The following is a 19455-nucleotide window of genomic DNA, read 5'->3' on the forward strand; positions in this document are numbered from 1 at the left end:
GCATTCCCATGCCCCATCCTCTCGCACCGGCGTCGATTCCGTGTCCCCCAAAATACCTACAGACAACGACTGGACTAACCACGAGACTGAGTAAGACGCTTCGCGTTCGGCTGGTCTCTCTCTCCCAGGGTAGATAGACGATGATCGGCCACCAGCGGACGGTTTTCGGGTAACTGTTCCGCACGGCGAGGGGCTGGCGAATTCGCCGCCCCTCGCCCACTCCGTCTGACCTCGACTCTGACCTCCTCCCCCGGCCAGAGCCGAGGACAGGGGCATCAATCCTCGGGCGCAGCTCGCGGAATCTCGTGCCACACGTCGACGGCATCGTCATCGCTCTGCCCTCCGGCGCCCGCACGACCGACGACCGTGACCGCCGTGTGCGGATCCCTGGCCGCGCGGATGATCCATCGCTCCGCCTCCGCGTCGCGCAGCACCCTGGCCAGCTCGTCGCGAATATCCGCGCGCCTGGACTCGTCGACGTCGTCCAGGCCTCCCTCATCGAAGACGGTGACCACCGCGCCGCGCCTCCGCGCGTCCTCGATCGCGTCTCGCACGGCGTCATTGAGCAGATCGGCACCCCGCAGCTCATCGCGCAGCCGCCCCTCCGCCAGGCGCGCTTCGAGACGCTCCTCGTCGTTCAGTGCTCCGCGCGAGGCGACCGCGCGGCTGAGAACCGGTCCCGCGACCTCCAGAGCGAACTGCGTGCGCAGGCGGCGCTCCTTCTGGCGCACCTGCTGGGTCGCGTGCCACGCCGACACCGCCTGCTGGATTCCGGCGAGGCGCTCGGTGTCGCGCACGGCCCTGTCCCAGAAGATCACCAGGAGGTGAGCGATCGCGACCCACACGAGCGACCCGACCAGGCCGAGAGACAGCGCGACGAAGAAGCCGAGATACGCCGACGAGGTGGCGACGAGGATGAGCACGACCATCCAGCCGATGACGAATCGGCGCCGGACGATGCACACCACGCCCATGAGACCGACAGCACCGATGTACCAGGTGGCGAAGGGGGCTGTGCGCGTGAGCGGATCGAGAGACAGCGTCACGAGAACCGGGATCAGTACGCTCGAGACCAGCGTCAGCAGCGCCGCCCAGAGCGGCATCCGCACGGAGATCGCCGAGTCCCAGAGGATCGCGACGTTCACGACGACGAGATACAGCGCGATCGCCGCGACCATGAGCAAGGGCGCTGAGGGCTGCTCGATCCACCACACGCCTCTGGCGGCGAAGTACATCGCGAAGCCGACCGCCAGTGATGTCGCGACGCTGCGCACCGTGCGATTCATGGCCGCTCCCAGCCCAGCGTCACCGTGGTGCCGCACTCTCTCGACTCGATCTCGGCCGTCCCGGCCACTCCTGCCATCCGTGCGAAGATCGACGCCCGGATCCCGAGTCGGTCGGCACCGATGGCCTGCAGATCGAATCCCGGTCCGGTATCCGAGATCGTCACCGTGATCCCCTCGTCGCCGCGGCCTTCGACGAGGAGGTGCAGCCCTCGACCGCCGGCGTGCGTGACGGCGTTGCCCAGGGCCTGCCTGGCGGCGAGCACCAGCGCCCGCGCCACACGTCCCGGGATCAGGCCGATCCCTCCGCGCTCTTCAACGATCGCATCCGCGCCGAGCTCCGAGAGCGCTCGACGGAGCTCAACGACGATCTGCGCGGCGCCCACCGGCTCATCGCTGCCCTCCTGTGCGACCGCAGCCTCGGTGTTCGCCAGGCGGGTGAGAGCCTCTCGTGCCATTCCCACGGCGAGATCCTGCGCGCGTTCGCCCTCGGCCCGTTCGGCGGCGATCAACGCCGCAAGGACGCTGTCGTGCATGAGGGCGGACATCGCCGCGCGCTCCTCTTCGGCTGCGGCGGCCGCGGCCGCGCCGGCATACGAGGCGACAGCACGGGCGCGGGCCTCATCGACGCCCGCCGCGACCGAACGGAACATCCAGCCCAGTGCGATGATCACGCACCCGAGGATGAGGGTGAATGACACGTCGAAGGCCGTCGTCACCCAGAAGTCGCGCGAGAAGTCGCCCTCGACCAGGCGAACGTACCCATAGACGAACGGCAGGCACACCGCCCAGACGAACTGGAGCCAGAGCGGGAAGGCGAGCATCGCCGCCACCACGCCCACGTTCACGAGGAAGAAGATCCACGGCTGGTCCGCTGCCTTGCCGACGGGGTCGACCAGGGTCGGCCAGGCGGCGAGCGCCAGCGTGTAGACGATGGCGAAGATCCCCGACGTCGTCCGGACGCCACGACCGACGACGCACGCGACGATCATCACGATCAGGGGGACGAAGACCACGAGCAGCATCGTGATGCGCGCGGCATCCGATCCCGTCGTCGTCATGCCCGCTATCAGCGCCTGCGCTCCGAGAACGCCGGACCCGATCGCGACGACCGTCGCGAGGATGCGCTCCATGCGCTTGCCCGTGAAACGCTCGAACTCGGTCTCGACGCTACCCGGAGACGGGATCTTGCTCCAGGCCTCGCGGATGCTGAGCGGGTCAGCGGCCACTCGGCGCCCCGTCTGCGGCGACGATCCCGTCCTCCATCGCTCGCCGCAGAAGGTCGACCTTCGTCGGGGCAGGTCGCCCGACCTCGACGTACTTGACCCGGATCCGGGTGATGTTCTCCTTGGCAGTCGAGTACGCGACGCCGAGGCGCTCGGCCACGGCCTTGAGGGGCAGACCGGTCGCGTACAGCCGGAGCACCTCGCGCTCGCGCGTCGACAGCTGGGCATCGGCGAAGTCGCGATCTCCGTCGACCGCACTCGCCCACTCGACGTTGTTGAGGGCCTCGCCCTGCGCGACGGTGCGGATGGCGTCGAGCACGTCGTCCAGCGCCGACGACTTGCTGACGACGCCTGCGGCGCCCGCGGCGAGCGCCTCGCGCACGGCAGCCGGACGATCGGCGACGCTGTGGATGACGACGCTCGCACCGTCTTCGACGAGGGACCGGACGTTCTCGGTCACGGTGGTGCCGTCTCCGAGGGTCAGATCGAGCACCACCACGTCGGCCGGCTGCGACGACGTCGCGGACCTCCACTCGAGGTACGACACGACAGTGCTGCCGGAGAACACGACGGTCTGCTCTCCGTCACGAGCGCACGCCGCCTCGAGACCGAGGCGGACGGATTCGTGATCGTCGATGAGTGCGACCCTGCTCATCCGCCCAGCCTACTGAGTCGTCAGCGTCGGCAGATCATCGGTCACCGGGTGAGCAGCGCGACGACCTCGAAGTGGTGGGAGTGCGGGAACAGGTCGAACCCTCGCAGGGTGCCCACGTTCCAGCCATGCTCCCGGAAGGTCCCCAGATCGCGCGCCAATGCCACCGGGTCGCAGGCGACGTACGCGATCGCCTCGGGCGCGAGGGCGTCGAGCGCCTCGACCACTGCGCGACCGGCACCCGCGCGGGGCGGATCGAGCACCACGGCCCCGGCTCTCGTGCCGGCGGGCACGCCGGCGAGGTAGCGGTCCACCCGCGCCGTGACGGCCTTCACGTCGAGAGGAGCGAGATTCTGCTGCGCGTGAGCGGTCGCGCGTCTGCTCGACTCCACCGTGACGATGTCGGTACCGCCGAGGTCCGCGAGCGATGCGGCGAAGAGCCCGACTCCTCCGTAGAGGTCGAAGTGGGTCGCCTCCGGGTCGACGTGGCCGTCGAGGATGCCGTAGACGGCGCCGTCGAGCACGGAAGCGGCGCGGGGGTGCACCTGCCAGAATCCGCCGGCGTCGACCTGGAATCGACGGTCGCCCACCTGCTCGTAGACGACCTCGGGCGCGGGGCGACGGTGCTGCCCCTTGGCCGGACGCTCGTCGATGCGATCCCGTCGGATGACGCGGACCCGCCCGTCGCCGGCCTCGACGAGGTCGACGCTGCCTGCCTCGCCACCCGCGAGGCGGAGAGCCTCCTGCGCGACGGCCGGCCGCGCGAGCGGGTGCGAGCTGACCGGGATCACGCGGTGGCTGCGGGCGGCATAGGGACCGACGCGGCCCTGGTCGTCGACGTGCAGCGTCACTCGCGAACGCCAGCCGGTGCCGTCGCTCGAGTCCACGGCCTCGATCTCGGGAGCCTCGAGACCGGGGCCGGCGAAACGATCGAGCGCCTCGGTCAGCACCTGACGCTTGAGCACGCGCTGGTGGGCGAGGTCGATGTGTCCCAGGTCGGCCCCTCCCGGCCGATCCTCGGGCGCGCGGGAGACGTCGGCCTCAGCCCAGATGTGCGGGCGGCGATACGGGGAGGCGTCGAGGACCTCGACCGTCTCTGCCCGCCAGAAGCTCTTGGACTCTCCGGTGGAATCCTCGCTGAGGCGCGCACGGACCCTCTCACCGGGAATGGCGTCGGAGACGAAGACGACCCGACCTTCGTGTCGGGCGATGAAGGTGCCGCCGTGCGCGATGCCGGTGATGTCCAGATCGAGCAGGACTGGGGAGGAAGTCATCCTTCGAGGATACGGTGGTGAACATGCGCGTCTGCCTGGCCTCCACCTCTCCCGCCCGTCTCATGCTGCTGCGTCAGGCGGGCATCGAACCGCTGACCCAGTCGCCGGGAGTGGATGAGGATGCGGTCGCCGCAGCCGCAGCGGCCGAACGGGGATCGGAGCTGGCGCCGGCCGACCTGGTGCTGCTGCTCGCCCGAGCCAAGGCGTCCGACGTCGCGCAGCGGCTCTCCGCAGACGGAGAGTTCGACGGCATCGTGATCGGCGGAGATTCGATGTTCGAGCTCGGCGGACGCGTCTACGGCAAGCCGTACACGCCGGAGGAGGCGACGAGGCGCTGGCGGGAGATGCGCGGGGCCACCGGCATCCTGCACTCGGGGCACTCGGTCTTCCGTGTCTCTCCGGGCGCGGCCCCCATCGAGGCCACCGCGACCGCCGAGGCCTCGGTCACCTTCGCCGACGACATCACGGATGCCGAGATCGCGGCGTACGTCGCCTCGGGCGAGCCCCTGCTCGTCGCAGGCGCCTTCACGGTCGACAGTCTGGGCGGCGCCTTCATCACGCGCGTCGACGGCGACCCGTCGACCGTGGTCGGAATGTCGCTGTCGACCGTGCGCCGCCTCGCGGGCGACCTCGGCGTCACGTGGACCGACCTCTGGTCGTAGGGTCTCGTCGACGTTTCTCCGACTTTCTTGTGGAGAGTCGTCAAAGCGATCGCGAGCCTTCTCGCTAGGCTGGCAAGCATGCCTGATATCGCCAAGGTGCTCATCGCCAACCGCGGCGAGATCGCCGTCCGCATCATCCGTGCCGCCCGTGACTCGGGGATCGCCTCTGTCGCGGTGTACGCCGACCAGGACCGCGACGCTCTGCACACCCGCCTCGCCGACGAGGCCTTCGCCCTCGGCGGCGCGACGAGCGCCGAGACCTACCTGCAGATCGAGAAGATCCTCTCGGTGGCCCGCCGCTCCGGTGCGGACGCCGTGCACCCCGGTTACGGCTTCCTCGCAGAGAACGCCGAGTTCGCCCGTGCGGTGATCGGTGCGGGGATGACGTGGATCGGCCCCTCGCCCGACGCCATCGAGGCGCTCGGAGACAAGGTCACGGCCCGCCACGTCGCCGAGAAGGTGGGCGCTCCGCTGGCACCCGGAACCCCCGGGCCCGTCTCCGGCGCCGACGAGGTCGTCGCCTTCGCGCAGGAGTTCGGCCTTCCGATCGCGATCAAGGCCGCGTACGGCGGCGGCGGTCGCGGCCTGAAGGTCGCGCGTGAGCTCGACGAGGTCGCCGAGCTCTTCGAATCAGCCACCCGCGAGGCCGTCGCCGCATTCGGACGCGGCGAGTGCTTCGTCGAGAAGTACCTCGACAAGCCACGGCACGTCGAGACCCAGTGCCTGGCGGATGCCGAGGGCAACGTCGTCGTCATCTCGACGCGCGATTGCTCGCTGCAGCGCCGACACCAGAAGCTCGTCGAGGAGGCGCCCGCACCGTTCCTCACGGACGAGCAGAACGCGCTGCTCTACTCGGCGTCGAAGGCCATCCTCAAGGAGGTCGGCTACGTGGGCGCCGGAACCTGCGAGTTCCTCATCGGCGCCGACGGCACCGTGTCGTTCCTCGAGGTCAACACCCGACTGCAGGTCGAGCACCCGGTCTCCGAGGAGGTCACCGGCATCGACCTGGTGCGCGAGCAGTTCCGCATCGCCGCCGGCGGCACGATCGACTACGACGACCCGCAGCCCACCGGACACTCGATCGAGTTCCGCATCAACGGCGAAGACCCCGGTCGGGGTTTCCTCCCCCAGCCCGGGCCGATCCACGTCTTCAAGACGTTCGGCGGCCCCGGCATCCGACTGGACTCGGGCGTGACCGCCGGAGACAGCGTCTCGGGCGCGTTCGACTCGCTGCTCGCGAAGATCATCGTCACGGGCAAGGACCGCTCCGAGGCTCTGGAGCGCTCACGCCGCGCACTCGAGGAGTTCGAGGTCGCGGGTCTCCCCACCGTGCTGCCCTTCCATCGCAAGGTCGTGAGCGACCCCGCCTTCACCGCGGAGAACGGCGAGTTCGGCATCTTCACCCGCTGGATCGAGACCGAGTTCGAGAACGACATCCCGGCCTGGGACGGCGAGCTCGAGTCGCCCTCGGCCGGAGAGAACCGGCACACCGTCGTGGTGGAGGTCGGCGGCAAGCGCCTCGAGGTCAGCCTGCCCGATCGCGTCGCAGTGGCCGCAGGCACCGCCGGACGACCCGCCGCCGTCCCGCCCTCCCGCCGCAGCCACGCGACGTCGGTGAGCGCCGGAGCATCGGGAGACGCCGTCAAGTCGCCGATGCAGGCCACCGTGGTCAAAGTCGCCGTCGAAGAGGGCCAGGAGGTCGTCAAGGGCGATCTGGTCGTCGTCCTCGAGGCGATGAAGATGGAGCAGCCGCTGCAGGCACACAAGGACGGCACGATCAGCAACATCAGTGCGATCGCCGGTGCGACGGTCTCGGCCGGGCACCAGCTGCTCACGATCAGCTGACACCGTCGCAGAGACAAGAGAGGCGCCCCGCTGCCGCGGGGCGCCTCTCTCGTTGTGTCGTGACCGCGGCGATCAGGAGATGTTCGCGTTGACGAGGTGCATCGCGCGGCTCGCGTCGGTGATGCTGCTCGACAGCGACGGGTACGCGGCGAAGACGCGCGAGACCTGGTCGACCGTCAGACGACGCTCGACGGCGACGGCGATCGGGTAGATCAGCTCGGAGGCCTTGGGCGCGACGATCACGCCCCCGATCACCGTGCCCGACCCCTTGCGCGCGATCAGCTTCACGAAGCCGTCCCTGATGCCCATCATCTTGGCGCGAGGGTTGGCGGCGAGAGGCAGCTTGTAGACCATCCCGTCGGCCACACCGTCTTCGACGTCCTTCTCGGAGTAGCCGACCGTGGCGATCTCGGGAGCCGTGAAGATGTTGGAGGTGATCTTGATCAGCTCCAACGGGATCACGATGTCGCCCAGCGCATGGAACACCGCCGTGCGACCCTGCATCGACGCGACGGATGCGAGGGGGAAGAAGTTCGTGCAGTCGCCGACCGCGTAGACGTTGGGCACCGAGGTGCGTGCGACGCGGTTGACGCGGATGTTGCCCTGCTCGGTGAGCTCGATCCCGGCCTCTTCGAGACCGATGCCGGCGGTGTTCGGGATCGACCCCACCGCCATGAGGCAGTGGCTGCCCTCGACGGTGCGGCCGTCGGACAGCGTCGCCGTGACACCGGACTCCGTGACCTCGACCTTCTCGGCACGGGCCTTGGAGAGCACGGTCATACCGCCGCGCTTGAACACCTTCTCGAGCACCTTCGCGGCATCCTGGTCTTCGCCGGGGAGCACCTGCTCGCGGCTGGAGACGAGTGTGACCTTGGCGCCCAGGTTCATGTAGGCGGAGGCGAACTCGGCACCCGTCACTCCGGAGCCGACGACGATCAGGTGCTCGGGCAGCGCCTTCATGTCGTACAGCTGTGTCCAGGTGAGGATGCGCTTGCCGTCGGGCTTCGCCGAATCCAGCTCACGCGGCGACGCGCCCACCGCGACGATGATCGTGTCGGCCTCGATGCGATCGAAGTCCGTGCCGTCCTGACCCGTCGAGACGACGATGGCCGTGGGGCCCTCGAGACGGCCGTGGCCGGAGAGGATGCGCACACCCGCCTCGAGCAGCGTCGTGCGCATGTCCTCGGACTGCTGGCCGGCGAGCGCGATCAGGCGCTTGTTCACGGCGGCGAGGTTGATCGCGATCTCGGGCTTGAGGGGCTTGCCGTGCTCACCCTTGGCGTAGAACTGGACCCCCAGGTCGGCGGCCTCGGAGATCGCCACCGCAGCGTCGGCGGTCGCGATCAGGCTCTTGGAGGGGACGACATCCGTGAGCACAGCCGCTCCGCCCACGCCCACACGCTCGACCAGGGTCACCTCGGCTCCGAGCTGGGCGGCGGCGAGTGCCGCCTCGTAGCCGCCGGGACCGCCGCCGAGCACGGCGACGCGCTGAGTGCGCTCAAAAGGGGTGGAAGACATGATCTCCATTCTTCCGCAATCCTGGCCCCCGAGCCTGCCACTTCCTAGAGTGGATCCATGCCTGACACACACAGCAACCCCCTCGACGACCCGAATGCGAACCCGTTCGAGGTCGCAGCCGACGCAGCCGCCGACATCGCGCGCCTGACCGGAGTCGAGAAGCACGACATCGCCCTGACCCTCGGCAGCGGCTGGGGCAAGGCCGCGGACATCATCGGCGAGACCGTGGCGACCATCCCGGCCACCGAAGTCACCGGCTTCTCGAAGCCCGCTCTCGAGGGACACGTGGGCACGCTGCGCAGCATCCGCACCCCAGACGGCAAGAGCGTGCTGGTCATCGGCGCACGCACCCACTACTACGAGGGCCATGGCGTGCGCCGTGTCGTGCACTCGGTGCGCACCGCAGCGGCCACAGGCGCCGGGGTCATGGTGCTCACGAACGGCGCCGGCGGCGTGCGCGAGACCTGGACCCCCGGTCAGCCTGTGCTCATCAGCGATCACATCAACCTCACGGCCGACTCTCCTCTCGAGGGCGCGACCTTCATCGACCTCACCGACCTGTATTCGACGCGTCTGCGCGACATCGCCCGGAGCGTCGACCCGACGCTCGACGAGGGCGTCTACACGCAGTTCCGGGGCCCGCACTACGAGACGCCGGCCGAGGTGCAGATGGCGAAGCACATCGGCGGGCACATCGTCGGCATGTCGACCGCCCTCGAGGCGATCGCCGCTCGCGAGGCCGGCATGGAGATCCTCGGCTTCTCGCTCATCACCAACCTCGCCGCCGGCATCCAGAAGACACCCCTCAGCCACGCGGAGGTCATCGAGGCCGGCCGCGAGGCGGAACCTGTCATCTCGGCGCTTCTGGCCCGAGTGGTCGAGGCGCTGTGAACGACGAGCGTCTCGCGCAGGCGCGCGCCTGGATGAGACAGGACCCCGATCACCAGACCCGCGACGAGCTCGCTGCGGTCATCACGAGGGCGGCCGACGGCGACGACGCCGCTGCCGCCGACCTCGACGACCGCTTCGGCACGCGGCTCGCGTTCGGCACGGCCGGTCTGCGCGGGGCGCTCGGTGCGGGCAGCAACCGCATGAACCGCGTGCTCGTCGCGCAGGCGGCCGCCGGCTTCGCCGCGTACCTGCGCGAGAAGTCGCACGGCCGCACGCCGACGGTGGTGATCGGCTATGACGGGCGCCGCAACTCGCGCGTGTTCGCGACCGACTCCGCAGAGCTGTTCGCCGGAGCGGGGCTCCGCGCGATCCTGCTGCCGAGGCTGCTGCCCACCCCGGTGCTCGCGTTCGCGGTGCGTCACCTGGACGCGGACGCCGGGGTCATGGTGACCGCGTCGCACAATCCTCCGAACGACAACGGCTACAAGGTCTACCTCGGCGGCGCCGACCAGGGGTCGCAGATCGTCTCCCCCGCCGATGCCGAGATCGCCGCCCACATCCAGCGGGTCGCCGAGGCGGAGAACGTCTCGGCCCTGCCCCGCTCCGCCGACTACGAGACCGCCGGTGACGACGTCGTCGACGCGTACGTCGCCGCCACGGCGACGGTCGCCCCCGCGCCTGCGGGAGCATCCGAGCTGCGGTGGGTCTACACCGCGATGCACGGGGTCGGCTGGGAGACGCTGTCGAAGATCGTCGCCGCCGCCGGGTACCCGCAGCCGATGGTCGTCGGAGAACAGCTCGAACCCGACGCGACGTTCCGCACCGTGTCGTTCCCCAACCCCGAAGAGCCGGGCGCGATGGACCTGTCCTTCGCCCGGGCCCGTCGAGTGCAGGCCGACTTCATCGTCGCGAACGACCCGGATGCCGACCGACTCGCCGTCGCGATCCCGGACGCGTCATCGGAGAGCGGATGGCGGCGCCTCACCGGCAATGAGGTCGGGCTGCTCCTGGGCGCTCGTGCCGCCAGAGCCGCCGAGGGAACGCCGGGTGCATCCCTCGCGTGCTCTCTGGTCTCGTCGCCGGGTCTCGGTTCCATCGCCGCGCGTCATGGCCTCGACTTCCATGAGACGCTCACGGGCTTCAAGTGGATCTCTCGCGCGCCCGGCATCGTGTTCGGCTTCGAGGAGGCCCTCGGATACCTGGTGAATCCCGAGATCGTGCGCGACAAGGACGGCATCTCGGCGACCGTGGCGATCCTCGGTCTGGCCGCCGAGGCTCACGAACGCGGTCGCACGCTCGCCGACCTGCTGTCAGAGCTGGGTGACACGTACGGCCACTTCGCGAGCGGTCAGGTGTCGGTGCGCGTGCAGGACCTCTCGGTCATCGGCACCGTGATGCTGTCACTGCGCACACTGCCGCCGACGCACTTCGGCAGCCAGTCGATCGCCACTGCGGAGGACCTTCTGCATGCGGATGCGGGCCGACCCTCGGGCGACGTGCTGCGGTACCGGCTCTCGGACGGCTCGCGCATCATCGTCCGTCCGAGCGGCACAGAGCCGAAGCTCAAGGTCTATATCGACGCGGCTGCGGACTCCGCGGAGCGCGCCACCGCGATGGTCGCCGAGCTCGAGGCCGCGGTGCGCCAGCTCCTGGCAGAACGCTCGTAGCTCGCATGCCGAGACGACATGTCGTGATCAGCGCGCACAACGGGGTGCATGCGCGTCCCGTCGCCGAGCTCGTACGGCTCGTGCAGGCGCACCCGCACGCCGTGACGCTGCGGACGTCGTCGGGCGCGATCGTGGACCTCAGCAGCGTTCTCGCGCTGATGGACCTCGCACTCGCGCCCGGCGATGCCGTCGAACTCGAGACGGCGGATTCGGTCGACGCCGACGCCATGCTCGACACTCTGGCCGCGGTGCTCGACCCCCGGAGCTGACCCGCGCATCACCCGTCGATGACGGCGACGAGCTCGTCGAGGAACGCCTCGAACGTCGTGCCCCGGCGCAGGATGCGCTGCACGCTCTCACGTTCGCTGAACACCTCGACGAGCTGCTCGAACACCGTCTGGAATGCGGCGCGGTCGCTCTCGCTGAAGGCGGCGAGAGCGACCACCTGCACCCGGCCCTCGCCCCATGCGGCTGAGCCGTCGGTCACTCCGATCGCGATCGCGGTGCGCGTCGCCGACATCTGCAGAGCGTGCGGCACCGCGAGCGCGTCCGTGAACGCCGTGGACGACATGCGTTCACGGAGGATCGTGTTGTCGACGTAGTCGTCTGCGATCAAGCCGGCATCCACGAGGAGGCCACCCAGTCGGCGGATGATCGCGTCCTCCCCCTCGTCGGGCAGCGGATAGACGAAGGCATCGGCATCGAAGTATCGCGCGAGCTCGGCACGGAGCCTCGTGAGCCGACGACCTCGCCGGACGCGTGCCGCCGCCTGCTGGATCCGGTCGACATCGGCATCCGTGAGGAAGGGCTGGATGCGCACGAATCGATCCCCTGCCGCCCCGGGCTCGATCGTGCTGAGCACGAGATCGGTGTCGAACGATGCCCAGTCCGGGTCGACCTTGGTGATGACGCTCGTCACCTCGATCGCCGAGCCGAGCGACCGGTCGACACTCGATCGGAGCAGCTCGTGCAGCTCGTAGTAGCCGGGACACACGATGGTCGCCGTGAGGATCGACTCGGCCTTGCGGCTGCGCTCGAGTCGTCCGCCGACGTGCATCGCGATGTAGGCGATCTCGTCGTCGTGGATCGGCGTGCCGAGACGGTCGTGCAGTCCGCTGGCTATCGAGACGGCCACTTCGAAGATCATCGGATACGAGGTCTTGAGAGAACGGGTCAGCGGGTTGCGGGTGAGCGCTCGCTCCTCGGCGCGGCGCATCAGATTCTGCACGTGCAGGGCGAGGCGCAGCACGAAGGTCTCGTCGACCAGGTCGACCTGGAAGTCCTCCGCCGCCCTGCCGATCTCGGCACGCACGGCCGCCTCGACCCCGGAGTCGACACCGCTGCGGGCGACGTCGCCGGCGGCATCCTGGCCCGGAGCCACGATGCGGGTGAGGACGAGGGATGCGAGATGACCGCTGTCGCCGTCGCCCAGTGCGACGGCGAAGTGCTGCTGGGCCAGCCGTGCGATCACGGCCCCGACCCGCGGGATCTCCTCCCGCGCGCCGGCCGGCCCCGAATCGAGGGCGTGGCCGGCGGCGACCCGCTCTGCCGCGATCGCGATGTGCAGGAGGACGTCCGAGATCGCGAGCTCGTTGACGTAGTAGCCCTGTTCTCCGAGCTCACGCACGAGTTCGGACTTGAACGGTCCGACCGCGTCGGCAGCGATCACCCCACCGGCGAGCGCCCGGCGGAACGTCTCGGGATGGAACGACGCGGCGTCCATCTCGTCGTGCGCCAGTCGGGACAGCAGACGGCGCTGTGCCGCCTCATTGCCGCGCAGTCGCACGATCTCATGATCTCTCTCGAGGGTGAGCTCGGTGCCGTCGAGCAGCATCCGCACGCGGGCGAGGTCGGCCTCGAGAGTGGCTTCGCTCACATGCAGCGCGGTGGCCGTGGCGAAGACGTCGATCCCGTCCGGCACATCGAGCAGGGTGCGCACGAGACCGTGCAGGCGGTCACGCGGGGCGGACTCCCCGCTCTGCCGAGCACGGAGCGCGTTGCGGGCTCCCGACCCGGCGCGATATCCGGCGGGGCCGGACTCGACGGCATCCGCGGCACCCGTCCTGGCGTTCAGCGCGGCGACGTACGAGCGGATGCTGCGAGGGGTGACCCCGAGCTGATCGGCGAGGCTGGCGGCCGTCACCCACTCCTCCTGACGGAGCAGGGACGACAGGAGCTGGTCCTGGCGCTGTCGCGACATGATGCTCCCTCCTCCGTGCCGACCGCACTGTCCTGACGTGAATTCCATGATGTCAGGAAGCGGAGGGCGGTGCTCCGAAACCGACATTCCGCAGGGGCGGAAAGGAACCTGTTGGCGAGGGCACCCCGACTGTTCCCAGACTGTTCTCAGGAAAGGTGAGCATCGATGAGGATCCTCGTGGTGTGCGGCGCTGGCGCGTCGAGCACGTTCGTCGCGCAACGACTCCGTCGGGCGGCTGCCGAAGCCGGTCTCGACTGGCACGCCGCTGCCGGCATGGAGCAGTCCGTCACCGGCAGCGACCACGACCTCATCCTCATCGGCCCTCACCTCGCCGATCGGCTCGAGGCCATCCGCCGGGCCGCGCCCGCCCAGGTGGCCGTGCTCCCCGACGACGTCTTCGCCGATCGGGACGGCACCCGCACGCTGGCGCTGGCACAGTCGATCGTCTCCGACGCCTGGAACACCCCGAAAGGAACATCATGACCGTCTCTCGCACCGTCCGCATCGGCTCATCCCATGGACTCCACGCCCGCCCGGCGAAGCTGTTCGCGCAGGCGGCGAAGGACTCGGGGATTCCCGTGACCATCGCGAAGGACTCGGGGAAGGCCGTCAACGCGGCCAGCATCCTCGGCGTCATCGCCCTCGCGATCGAGCACGGCGACTACGTCACGCTGACCGCAGACGGCGACAACGCGGAAGGCGTGCTCGACACGCTCACCGAGCTGCTCACGACCGATCACGATCAGGACGCCGGAGTATGAGCGAACTGCGGGGAGTCGGCATCGGTCTCGGAGTCGCCCAGGGCGTCGTCGTCCGGATGACCGAGGCGCTGCCCGCCCCGGACGACACCCCCAGTGCCCAGGGAGCCGAGTCAGAGCGCGCGCGTGTGCGCGACGCCGTGTCGGCCGTCGCGCGGGAGCTCACCGCTCGTGGCGAGGCAGCCGGCGGCTCCGCCCAGGAGGTGCTCGAGGCGCAGGCGATGATCGCCGAGGACCCGACACTGCAGGACGAGGTCGACGCGCGCATCGACGACGGTGCCACCGCGGAGTGGGCCGTGCACGACGCTTTCGCCGGCTTCCGCGCGACGCTCGAGGCCGTCGGAGGCTACCTCGGCGAGCGCGCCGCCGACCTCGACGACATCGCTCAGCGGGTTCTCGCCCGCCTCCGCGGCGTCGATGCGCCCGGCGTGCCCGACCCCGGTCATCCGTTCGTCCTCGTCGCCCGTGATCTCGCCCCGGCGGACACCGCGCTGCTGAACCTCGACCAGGTGCTGGCCCTCGTCACGTTCGACGGCGGGCCGACCTCGCACACCGCGATCCTCGCCCGAGAGAAGGGCATCGTCGCGATCGTCGGAGCGGCATCCGCAACGGAGCTCGCGACCGGCAGCTCGGTCATCGTCGATGCCGCCGCCGGCATCGTCACCGTCGATCCCAGCGACGACGAAAGGGCACGCGCCGAGCAGCGCGCCGCCGCCCGCCGGTCCGCCGACTCCGCTCCGCTCACTCCCGGCGCCCTCGCCGACGGCACGCTGATCCCGCTGCTGGCGAATCTGGGGAAACCCGCAGACGCATCCGATGCCGTCGAACGTGGGGCTGAGGGCGTCGGGCTGTTCCGCACCGAGTTCCTGTTCCTCTCGTCGGCTCAGGCGCCGACGGTCGAGCAGCAGCGTGAGGCGTACCGCGAACTGCTCGCGGCTTTCCCCGGCAAGAAGGTCGTGGTGCGGATGCTGGATGCCGGCGCCGACAAGCCGCTGGCGTTCCTGAACGATGCACACGAGGAGAACCCGGCGCTCGGGCTCCGCGGCCTCCGGTCCCTTCGGGCGAGCGAGGACATCCTGCGCGAGCAGCTGACCGCTCTCGCCGAGGCGGACGCCGCCACGGAGGCCGACCTCTGGGTCATGGCACCCATGGTCGCGACCGTCGAGGAGACGCAGTACTTCACCTCTCTCGCTCGCGAGTACGGCCTCAAGACGGCCGGCGTCATGGTGGAGGTCCCGGCGGCAGCGCTGCTCGCGGACAGGGTGCTCGCCCATGCGGACTTCGCCTCGATCGGGACCAACGACCTCACCCAGTACACGATGGCCGCCGACCGGATGCTCGGCTCCGTCGCCGGCTTCCAGGACCCGTGGCACCCCGCCGTGCTCCGTCTCGTCCGCGAGGTCGGTGCCGCCGGAGCGCATCTCGGCAAGCCCGTCGGGATCTGCGGCGAGGCTGCCGCCGATCCGATGCTCGCCGTCGTGCTGGTCGGGCTCGGCGCGACGAGCCTCTCGATGGCGCCCTCCGCCCTGGCGGACGTGCGTCACACCTTGTCACTGCACACTCTCGACGAAGCCCGCAACTTCGCCGAACTCGCACTGGCGGCCGACGACGCCGCCGGTGCTCGCCTCGCCGTGGCGGATGCCGCGGCACCCCTCCCCCCTCACCAGAAAGAGACGACATCATGACGACGACGTCACCGGCCGCCACGAGAGCTGGCGGCCTCCGAACAGGAGTGCAGCGGTTCGGCACGTTCCTGTCCGGAATGATCATGCCCAACATCGCCGCGTTCATCGCGTGGGGATTCATCACCATGCTCTTCATCTCCGTCGGCTGGCTCGGCGGCTGGTATCCCGTAGCTGATCTCCTCGGTGGCTTCGGGAACGCCGACCTCATTGGTTGGCAAGGCGCGATGACCGCTCTCGCCACTTCCGAGGACGGGACGACATTCCCGCAATATGTGGGGTTGGTCGGCCCTATGGTCACCTACCTGCTTCCGCTCCTGATCGCCAACACCGCAGGCCGCATGGTCTACGGCGAGCGCGGCGGTGTGGTGGCGACGATCGCCACGATGGGTGTCATCGTCGGCACGAACATCCCGATGTTCCTCGGTGCGATGATCATGGGCCCGCTGGCTGCATGGGTCACAAAGAAGATGGACCGGCTCTGGGACGGAAAGATTCGAGCCGGCTTCGAGATGTTGGTGAACAACTTCTCAGCCGGCATCCTCGGAATGCTTCTCGCGATCGTAGGGTTCTTCGCCTTCGGACCGATCATGCTCGCGATAAGCACGTTCTTGGGCGCGGTCGTCGACTGGCTCGTCAGCTACAGCCTGCTTCCGCTGCTCTCGATCATTGTTGAACCAGCCAAAGTCCTCTTCCTCAACAACGCGATCAACCACGGAGTCTTCACTCCGCTGGCGCTGCAGCAGGTAGAGGAGACAGGCAAGTCGATCCTGTTCCTCATCGAAGCGAACCCCGGCCCGGGTATCGGCCTGCTTCTGGCGTTCTCGTTCTTCGGTATCGGCGAGGCGAAAGCCTCGGCCCCGGGCGCAGCGATCATCCAGTTCTTCGGTGGCATCCACGAGATCTATTTCCCGTATGCGCTCAGCAAGCCGGCTACCATCCTCGCGCTGATCGCGGGTGGCGCCACGGGCGTCACGACCAACATGCTCCTTGGCGGAGGCCTCTCATTCCCTGCGGCACCAGGCAGCATCATCGCAGTCACAGCGGCCGCCGTGACTCCGGCGGCCGGCGGTATCGCCAACCTCCTGGTCGTCTACCTGTCGGTAGTCCTCGCCGCGGCTGTTACCTTCCTCATCACGGCAGTGATCCTGCGGGCTTCTCGCAAGCGCGACCTTGAGGCCGCCGATAGCAGCTTCGACGCCGCTATCGCGCAGACCGAGGCGAATAAGGGCAAGTCCTCTGCAGCCATGGAGGCACTCCGAACGTCCAACGCGACGTCTGGCGTCGGCGTCACCACTGACCGTCGCATCGAGAACATCGTGTTCGCCTGCGACGCCGGAATGGGCTCGTCCGCCATGGGCGCGAGTGTGCTCCGCAACAAGTTCAAGAAGGCGGGGGTCGAGGGCGTCACCGTCACGAACCAGGCCATCGCGAACCTCGACGGCAGTGCCGACCTCGTGATCACGCAGCAGCAGCTGACGGATCGCGCGAAGGCGCAGTCGCCGAACTCCGTGCACGTGTCGGTCGACAACTTCATGAACTCTGCAAAGTATCAGGATGTCGTGGACCTTGTTCGGGACCAGCGCAAGAATGCCTCAACGGAGGGATAAGCCTTTCGCTAACAAAGGACGGTCCAATGAAGAACAGTCGCTTTCGATCCGCAGTCTCCGCTTCCATTGGCTTGGTAGCGGCGGTCGCATTGATTTTCGGCTCGGCGACCAGTGCGAGCGCTGATACCGGGCTCGCAAGTGTGACCAACAATGGCTCGTTGACCCTCACCGTGTGCAAGAGCGCAACATCGACGACGACATGTGGAGCCGTCGTAGGAACGCTCACGGCGGGGCAAAACAGCCAGTCGAAGTACGGCTGGGCGGACACGGACATGGTGCGAGTATCGGCTGGATGCACGTTGTCAACCTGGTCGTGGTCCGCAACCGCAGGCTACTATTGGGCGCCTTTCGCCGCGGCGGGGACAAGCGCCCGCTGGATCAAGCTCCCCGGAAACCCGGCGGGTACTCGTAACTACTCGTTCAGGATGGTCTGCTGACAATAACTGAACAACCGGTGCGCGAGCAGCGCGGCACCGACGCGTGACAGACCGGGCGGGGCGGGTGCTGCGGCATCCGCCCCGCCCCCACATACTCAGAAAGAAGGAATCACGATGAGCGTTCTCACCCTCGACCAGGTCCGCATCCACGCCGGCTCCAGCACACAGGAGGCGGCCCTCCAGGAAGCGACCGACATCCTCGTCGCGGCCGGCGCCGTCACCCCCGCCTACGTCGACGCGATGCGTCAGCGGGAGCAGACGGTGTCGACCTACATGGGCAACGGTCTGGCGATTCCGCACGGCACGAACGACGCCAAGGACGCGATCCTCGGATCCGCGCTGTCGGTCGTCCGCTACGACGGCGGCGTCGATTGGGACGGCGAGCCCGCGACCTTCGTGGTCGGCATCGCCGGTCGCGGCGACGAGCACCTCGAGATCCTGTCGCAGATCGCGATCCTGTTCTCGGACGAGGACGACGTCGCGAAGCTCAACGCCGCGCAGACGCCCGATGAGCTGTACGCCCTGCTCTCGGCGGTGAACGACTGATGAAGGCCGTCCACTTCGGCGCCGGCAACATCGGTCGCGGCTTCGTGGGGCTGCTCCTGCATCAGGGCGGATACGAGGTCGTCTTCTCCGACGTCGCCGACGCGCTGGTCGACGCCATCAACGCCGTCGACTCGTACACGGTGCACGAGGCGGGGCCGGGCGGCACCGACCACGTCGTGACCGGCTTCCGGGCAGTGAACAGCAAGACCGATCCGGATGCCGTCGCCGACGAGATCGCCACCGCCGACGTCGTCACGACCGCGGTCGGACCCACCGTGCTGCGCTTCGTCGCTCCCGCGATCGTCGCCGGCCTCGCCCTGCGCCCTGCCGGAGCCGCTCCCCTGCAGGTGATGGCGTGCGAGAACGCGATCGGCGCGACGGACACTCTGCGCGCAGAAGTCGAGAAGGCCGCGGGGGTGGATGCTGAGGAACTGCTCTCCCGAGCCGTCTTCGCGAACACGGCCGTCGACCGCATCGTTCCCGGTCAGCCGGCCGACGGCGGAGTCGACGTCACGGTCGAGCCGTACTTCGAGTGGGCGATCGAGTCTCAGGCCTTCGGCGGCGCGCTGCCGAGCATCCCCGGTGCCCATTTCGTCGAGGACCTCGCCCCCTACATCGAGCGCAAGCTCTTCACGGTGAACACGGGTCACGCAGCCACGGCGTACTTCGGCGCACGCGCCGGCATCGAGCGCATCTCCGACGCCCTGGCCGATCAGGACATCGCCGAGCGCGTCTCGGCCGCTCTCGAGGAGACCTCCGCCGTCCTCGTCGCCGAGCACGGGCTCGACCCTGCCGAGCTCGCCGCATACCGGGCGACCATCCTCGAACGGTTCCGCAACCCGGCGCTCGTCGACACGGTGCAGCGGGTGGGCCGTCAGCCGCTGCGCAAGATCTCGCGCCACGAGCGGTTCGTCGGACCGGCTGCGATGGCGGCGGAAAGAGGCCTCCCTACCGTCGCACTGGTCGGCGCCATCACCGCGGCCCTCGAGTTCGACGAGCCCGATGACGAGCAGGCGGTCGAGCTGCAGCGGCTCCTCCGCACCCAGGATGCCCTCGCATTCACCTCGCACACGACAGGGCTCGATCCCGAGCATCCGCTGTTCCCTGCGGTGCGCGATGCTGTGGTCTCCCGACAGACCGCGCTGAACGCCTCCTGACGAGGTCCTACGCCGTCTTCTGCGCCCTCTGCCGATACGATCGGCGG

17 protein-coding genes are annotated in these 19455 nt (G+C 68.9%); 11 read left to right on the plus strand and 6 right to left on the minus strand.

Translation table 11 applies throughout. The annotated features are described in order from the left end of the window. Window positions 1–275: 275 nt before the first annotated feature. Genes AB0N61_RS00495 through AB0N61_RS00510 form a run of 4 tightly spaced genes read right to left on the minus strand, consistent with a single transcriptional unit; the run spans window position 276 to window position 4435 of the window. On the minus strand, window positions 276–1286 hold the full coding sequence (locus AB0N61_RS00495; RefSeq protein ID WP_363361000.1) for a hypothetical protein: 1011 nt from the start codon (window positions 1284–1286) through the stop codon (window positions 276–278). Beyond that, the gene (locus AB0N61_RS00500; RefSeq protein ID WP_167947772.1) at window positions 1283–2512 is read right to left on the minus strand and encodes an ATP-binding protein; all 1230 of its coding nucleotides are present in this window, start codon (window positions 2510–2512) and stop codon (window positions 1283–1285) included. Before AB0N61_RS00500 ends, AB0N61_RS00495 begins: the two co-directional genes overlap by 4 nt. Beyond that, complete coding sequence (locus AB0N61_RS00505; RefSeq protein WP_363361002.1) at window positions 2502–3164, minus strand: response regulator transcription factor; 663 nt, start codon at window positions 3162–3164, stop codon at window positions 2502–2504. The genes AB0N61_RS00500 and AB0N61_RS00505 overlap by 11 nt, the downstream gene beginning before the upstream one ends. 41 nt (window positions 3165–3205) lie before the next feature. Then, complete coding sequence (locus AB0N61_RS00510) at window positions 3206–4435, minus strand: TRAM domain-containing protein (protein WP_363361004.1); 1230 nt, start codon at window positions 4433–4435, stop codon at window positions 3206–3208. Between the two features lie 23 nt (window positions 4436–4458). Between AB0N61_RS00510 and AB0N61_RS00515 the strand changes: the two genes are divergently transcribed. Both AB0N61_RS00515 and AB0N61_RS00520 read left to right on the plus strand, forming a co-directional pair. Beyond that, window positions 4459–5097, plus strand: coding sequence for a nucleoside triphosphate pyrophosphatase (locus tag AB0N61_RS00515; RefSeq protein WP_363362022.1), 639 nt, complete (start codon window positions 4459–4461; stop codon window positions 5095–5097). A 78-nt stretch (window positions 5098–5175) separates the two neighbouring features. Next, window positions 5176–6942, plus strand: a complete 1767-nt coding sequence (locus AB0N61_RS00520) for a biotin carboxylase N-terminal domain-containing protein (protein WP_167947775.1) — start codon at window positions 5176–5178, stop codon at window positions 6940–6942. 72 nt (window positions 6943–7014) lie between these two features. On the opposite strand, the gene AB0N61_RS00525 is transcribed toward AB0N61_RS00520, so the two are convergent. Beyond that, the gene (locus AB0N61_RS00525) at window positions 7015–8469 is read right to left on the minus strand and encodes an NAD(P)H-quinone dehydrogenase (protein WP_185274901.1); all 1455 of its coding nucleotides are present in this window, start codon (window positions 8467–8469) and stop codon (window positions 7015–7017) included. A gap of 48 nt (window positions 8470–8517) precedes the next feature. Between AB0N61_RS00525 and AB0N61_RS00530 the strand changes: the two genes are divergently transcribed. Genes AB0N61_RS00530 through AB0N61_RS00540 form a run of 3 tightly spaced genes read left to right on the plus strand, consistent with a single transcriptional unit; the run spans window position 8518 to window position 11287 of the window. Beyond that, complete coding sequence (locus AB0N61_RS00530) at window positions 8518–9351, plus strand: purine-nucleoside phosphorylase (RefSeq protein WP_363361006.1); 834 nt, start codon at window positions 8518–8520, stop codon at window positions 9349–9351. Beyond that, entirely contained in the window at window positions 9348–11018 is a 1671-nt protein-coding gene (locus tag AB0N61_RS00535; RefSeq protein WP_363361008.1) for a phospho-sugar mutase, read from the plus strand. Before AB0N61_RS00530 ends, AB0N61_RS00535 begins: the two co-directional genes overlap by 4 nt. Window positions 11019–11023: 5 nt before the next feature. Next, the gene (locus AB0N61_RS00540) at window positions 11024–11287 is read left to right on the plus strand and encodes an HPr family phosphocarrier protein (RefSeq protein ID WP_363361010.1); all 264 of its coding nucleotides are present in this window, start codon (window positions 11024–11026) and stop codon (window positions 11285–11287) included. Between the two features lie 8 nt (window positions 11288–11295). Here AB0N61_RS00540 and AB0N61_RS00545 read toward each other — a convergent pair whose 3' ends face one another. Then, window positions 11296–13218, minus strand: coding sequence for a PRD domain-containing protein (locus tag AB0N61_RS00545; protein WP_363361012.1), 1923 nt, complete (start codon window positions 13216–13218; stop codon window positions 11296–11298). Between the two features lie 165 nt (window positions 13219–13383). On the opposite strand from AB0N61_RS00545, the gene AB0N61_RS00550 reads away from it, so the two are divergent. The 6 genes from AB0N61_RS00550 to AB0N61_RS00575 all read left to right on the plus strand — a co-directional run bounded on the left by AB0N61_RS00550 (window position 13384) and on the right by AB0N61_RS00575 (window position 19408). Beyond that, a complete protein-coding gene (locus tag AB0N61_RS00550; RefSeq protein WP_363361014.1) occupies window positions 13384–13701 on the plus strand; it encodes a hypothetical protein in 318 nt (105 codons plus the stop codon). Continuing rightward, the gene (locus AB0N61_RS00555) at window positions 13698–13979 is read left to right on the plus strand and encodes an HPr family phosphocarrier protein (RefSeq protein WP_167947781.1); all 282 of its coding nucleotides are present in this window, start codon (window positions 13698–13700) and stop codon (window positions 13977–13979) included. Before AB0N61_RS00550 ends, AB0N61_RS00555 begins: the two co-directional genes overlap by 4 nt. Next, window positions 13976–15661: a phosphoenolpyruvate--protein phosphotransferase gene (gene ptsP / locus AB0N61_RS00560; RefSeq protein WP_363361016.1), complete on the plus strand. Its 1686-nt coding sequence runs from the start codon at window positions 13976–13978 to the stop codon at window positions 15659–15661. Before AB0N61_RS00555 ends, ptsP begins: the two co-directional genes overlap by 4 nt. Then, complete coding sequence (locus AB0N61_RS00565) at window positions 15658–17268, plus strand: PTS mannitol transporter subunit IICB (RefSeq protein ID WP_363361018.1); 1611 nt, start codon at window positions 15658–15660, stop codon at window positions 17266–17268. The genes ptsP and AB0N61_RS00565 overlap by 4 nt, the downstream gene beginning before the upstream one ends. Before the next feature lie 551 nt (window positions 17269–17819). After that, the gene (locus tag AB0N61_RS00570) at window positions 17820–18251 is read left to right on the plus strand and encodes a PTS sugar transporter subunit IIA (RefSeq protein ID WP_167947784.1); all 432 of its coding nucleotides are present in this window, start codon (window positions 17820–17822) and stop codon (window positions 18249–18251) included. After that, a complete protein-coding gene (locus tag AB0N61_RS00575) occupies window positions 18251–19408 on the plus strand; it encodes a mannitol-1-phosphate 5-dehydrogenase (protein ID WP_363361019.1) in 1158 nt (385 codons plus the stop codon). Before AB0N61_RS00570 ends, AB0N61_RS00575 begins: the two co-directional genes overlap by 1 nt. The last annotated feature ends 47 nt before the right edge of the window (window positions 19409–19455 follow it).

Source organism: Microbacterium sp. NPDC089320 (genome assembly GCF_040684875.1).
Taxonomy (GTDB): domain Bacteria; phylum Actinomycetota; class Actinomycetes; order Actinomycetales; family Microbacteriaceae; genus Microbacterium.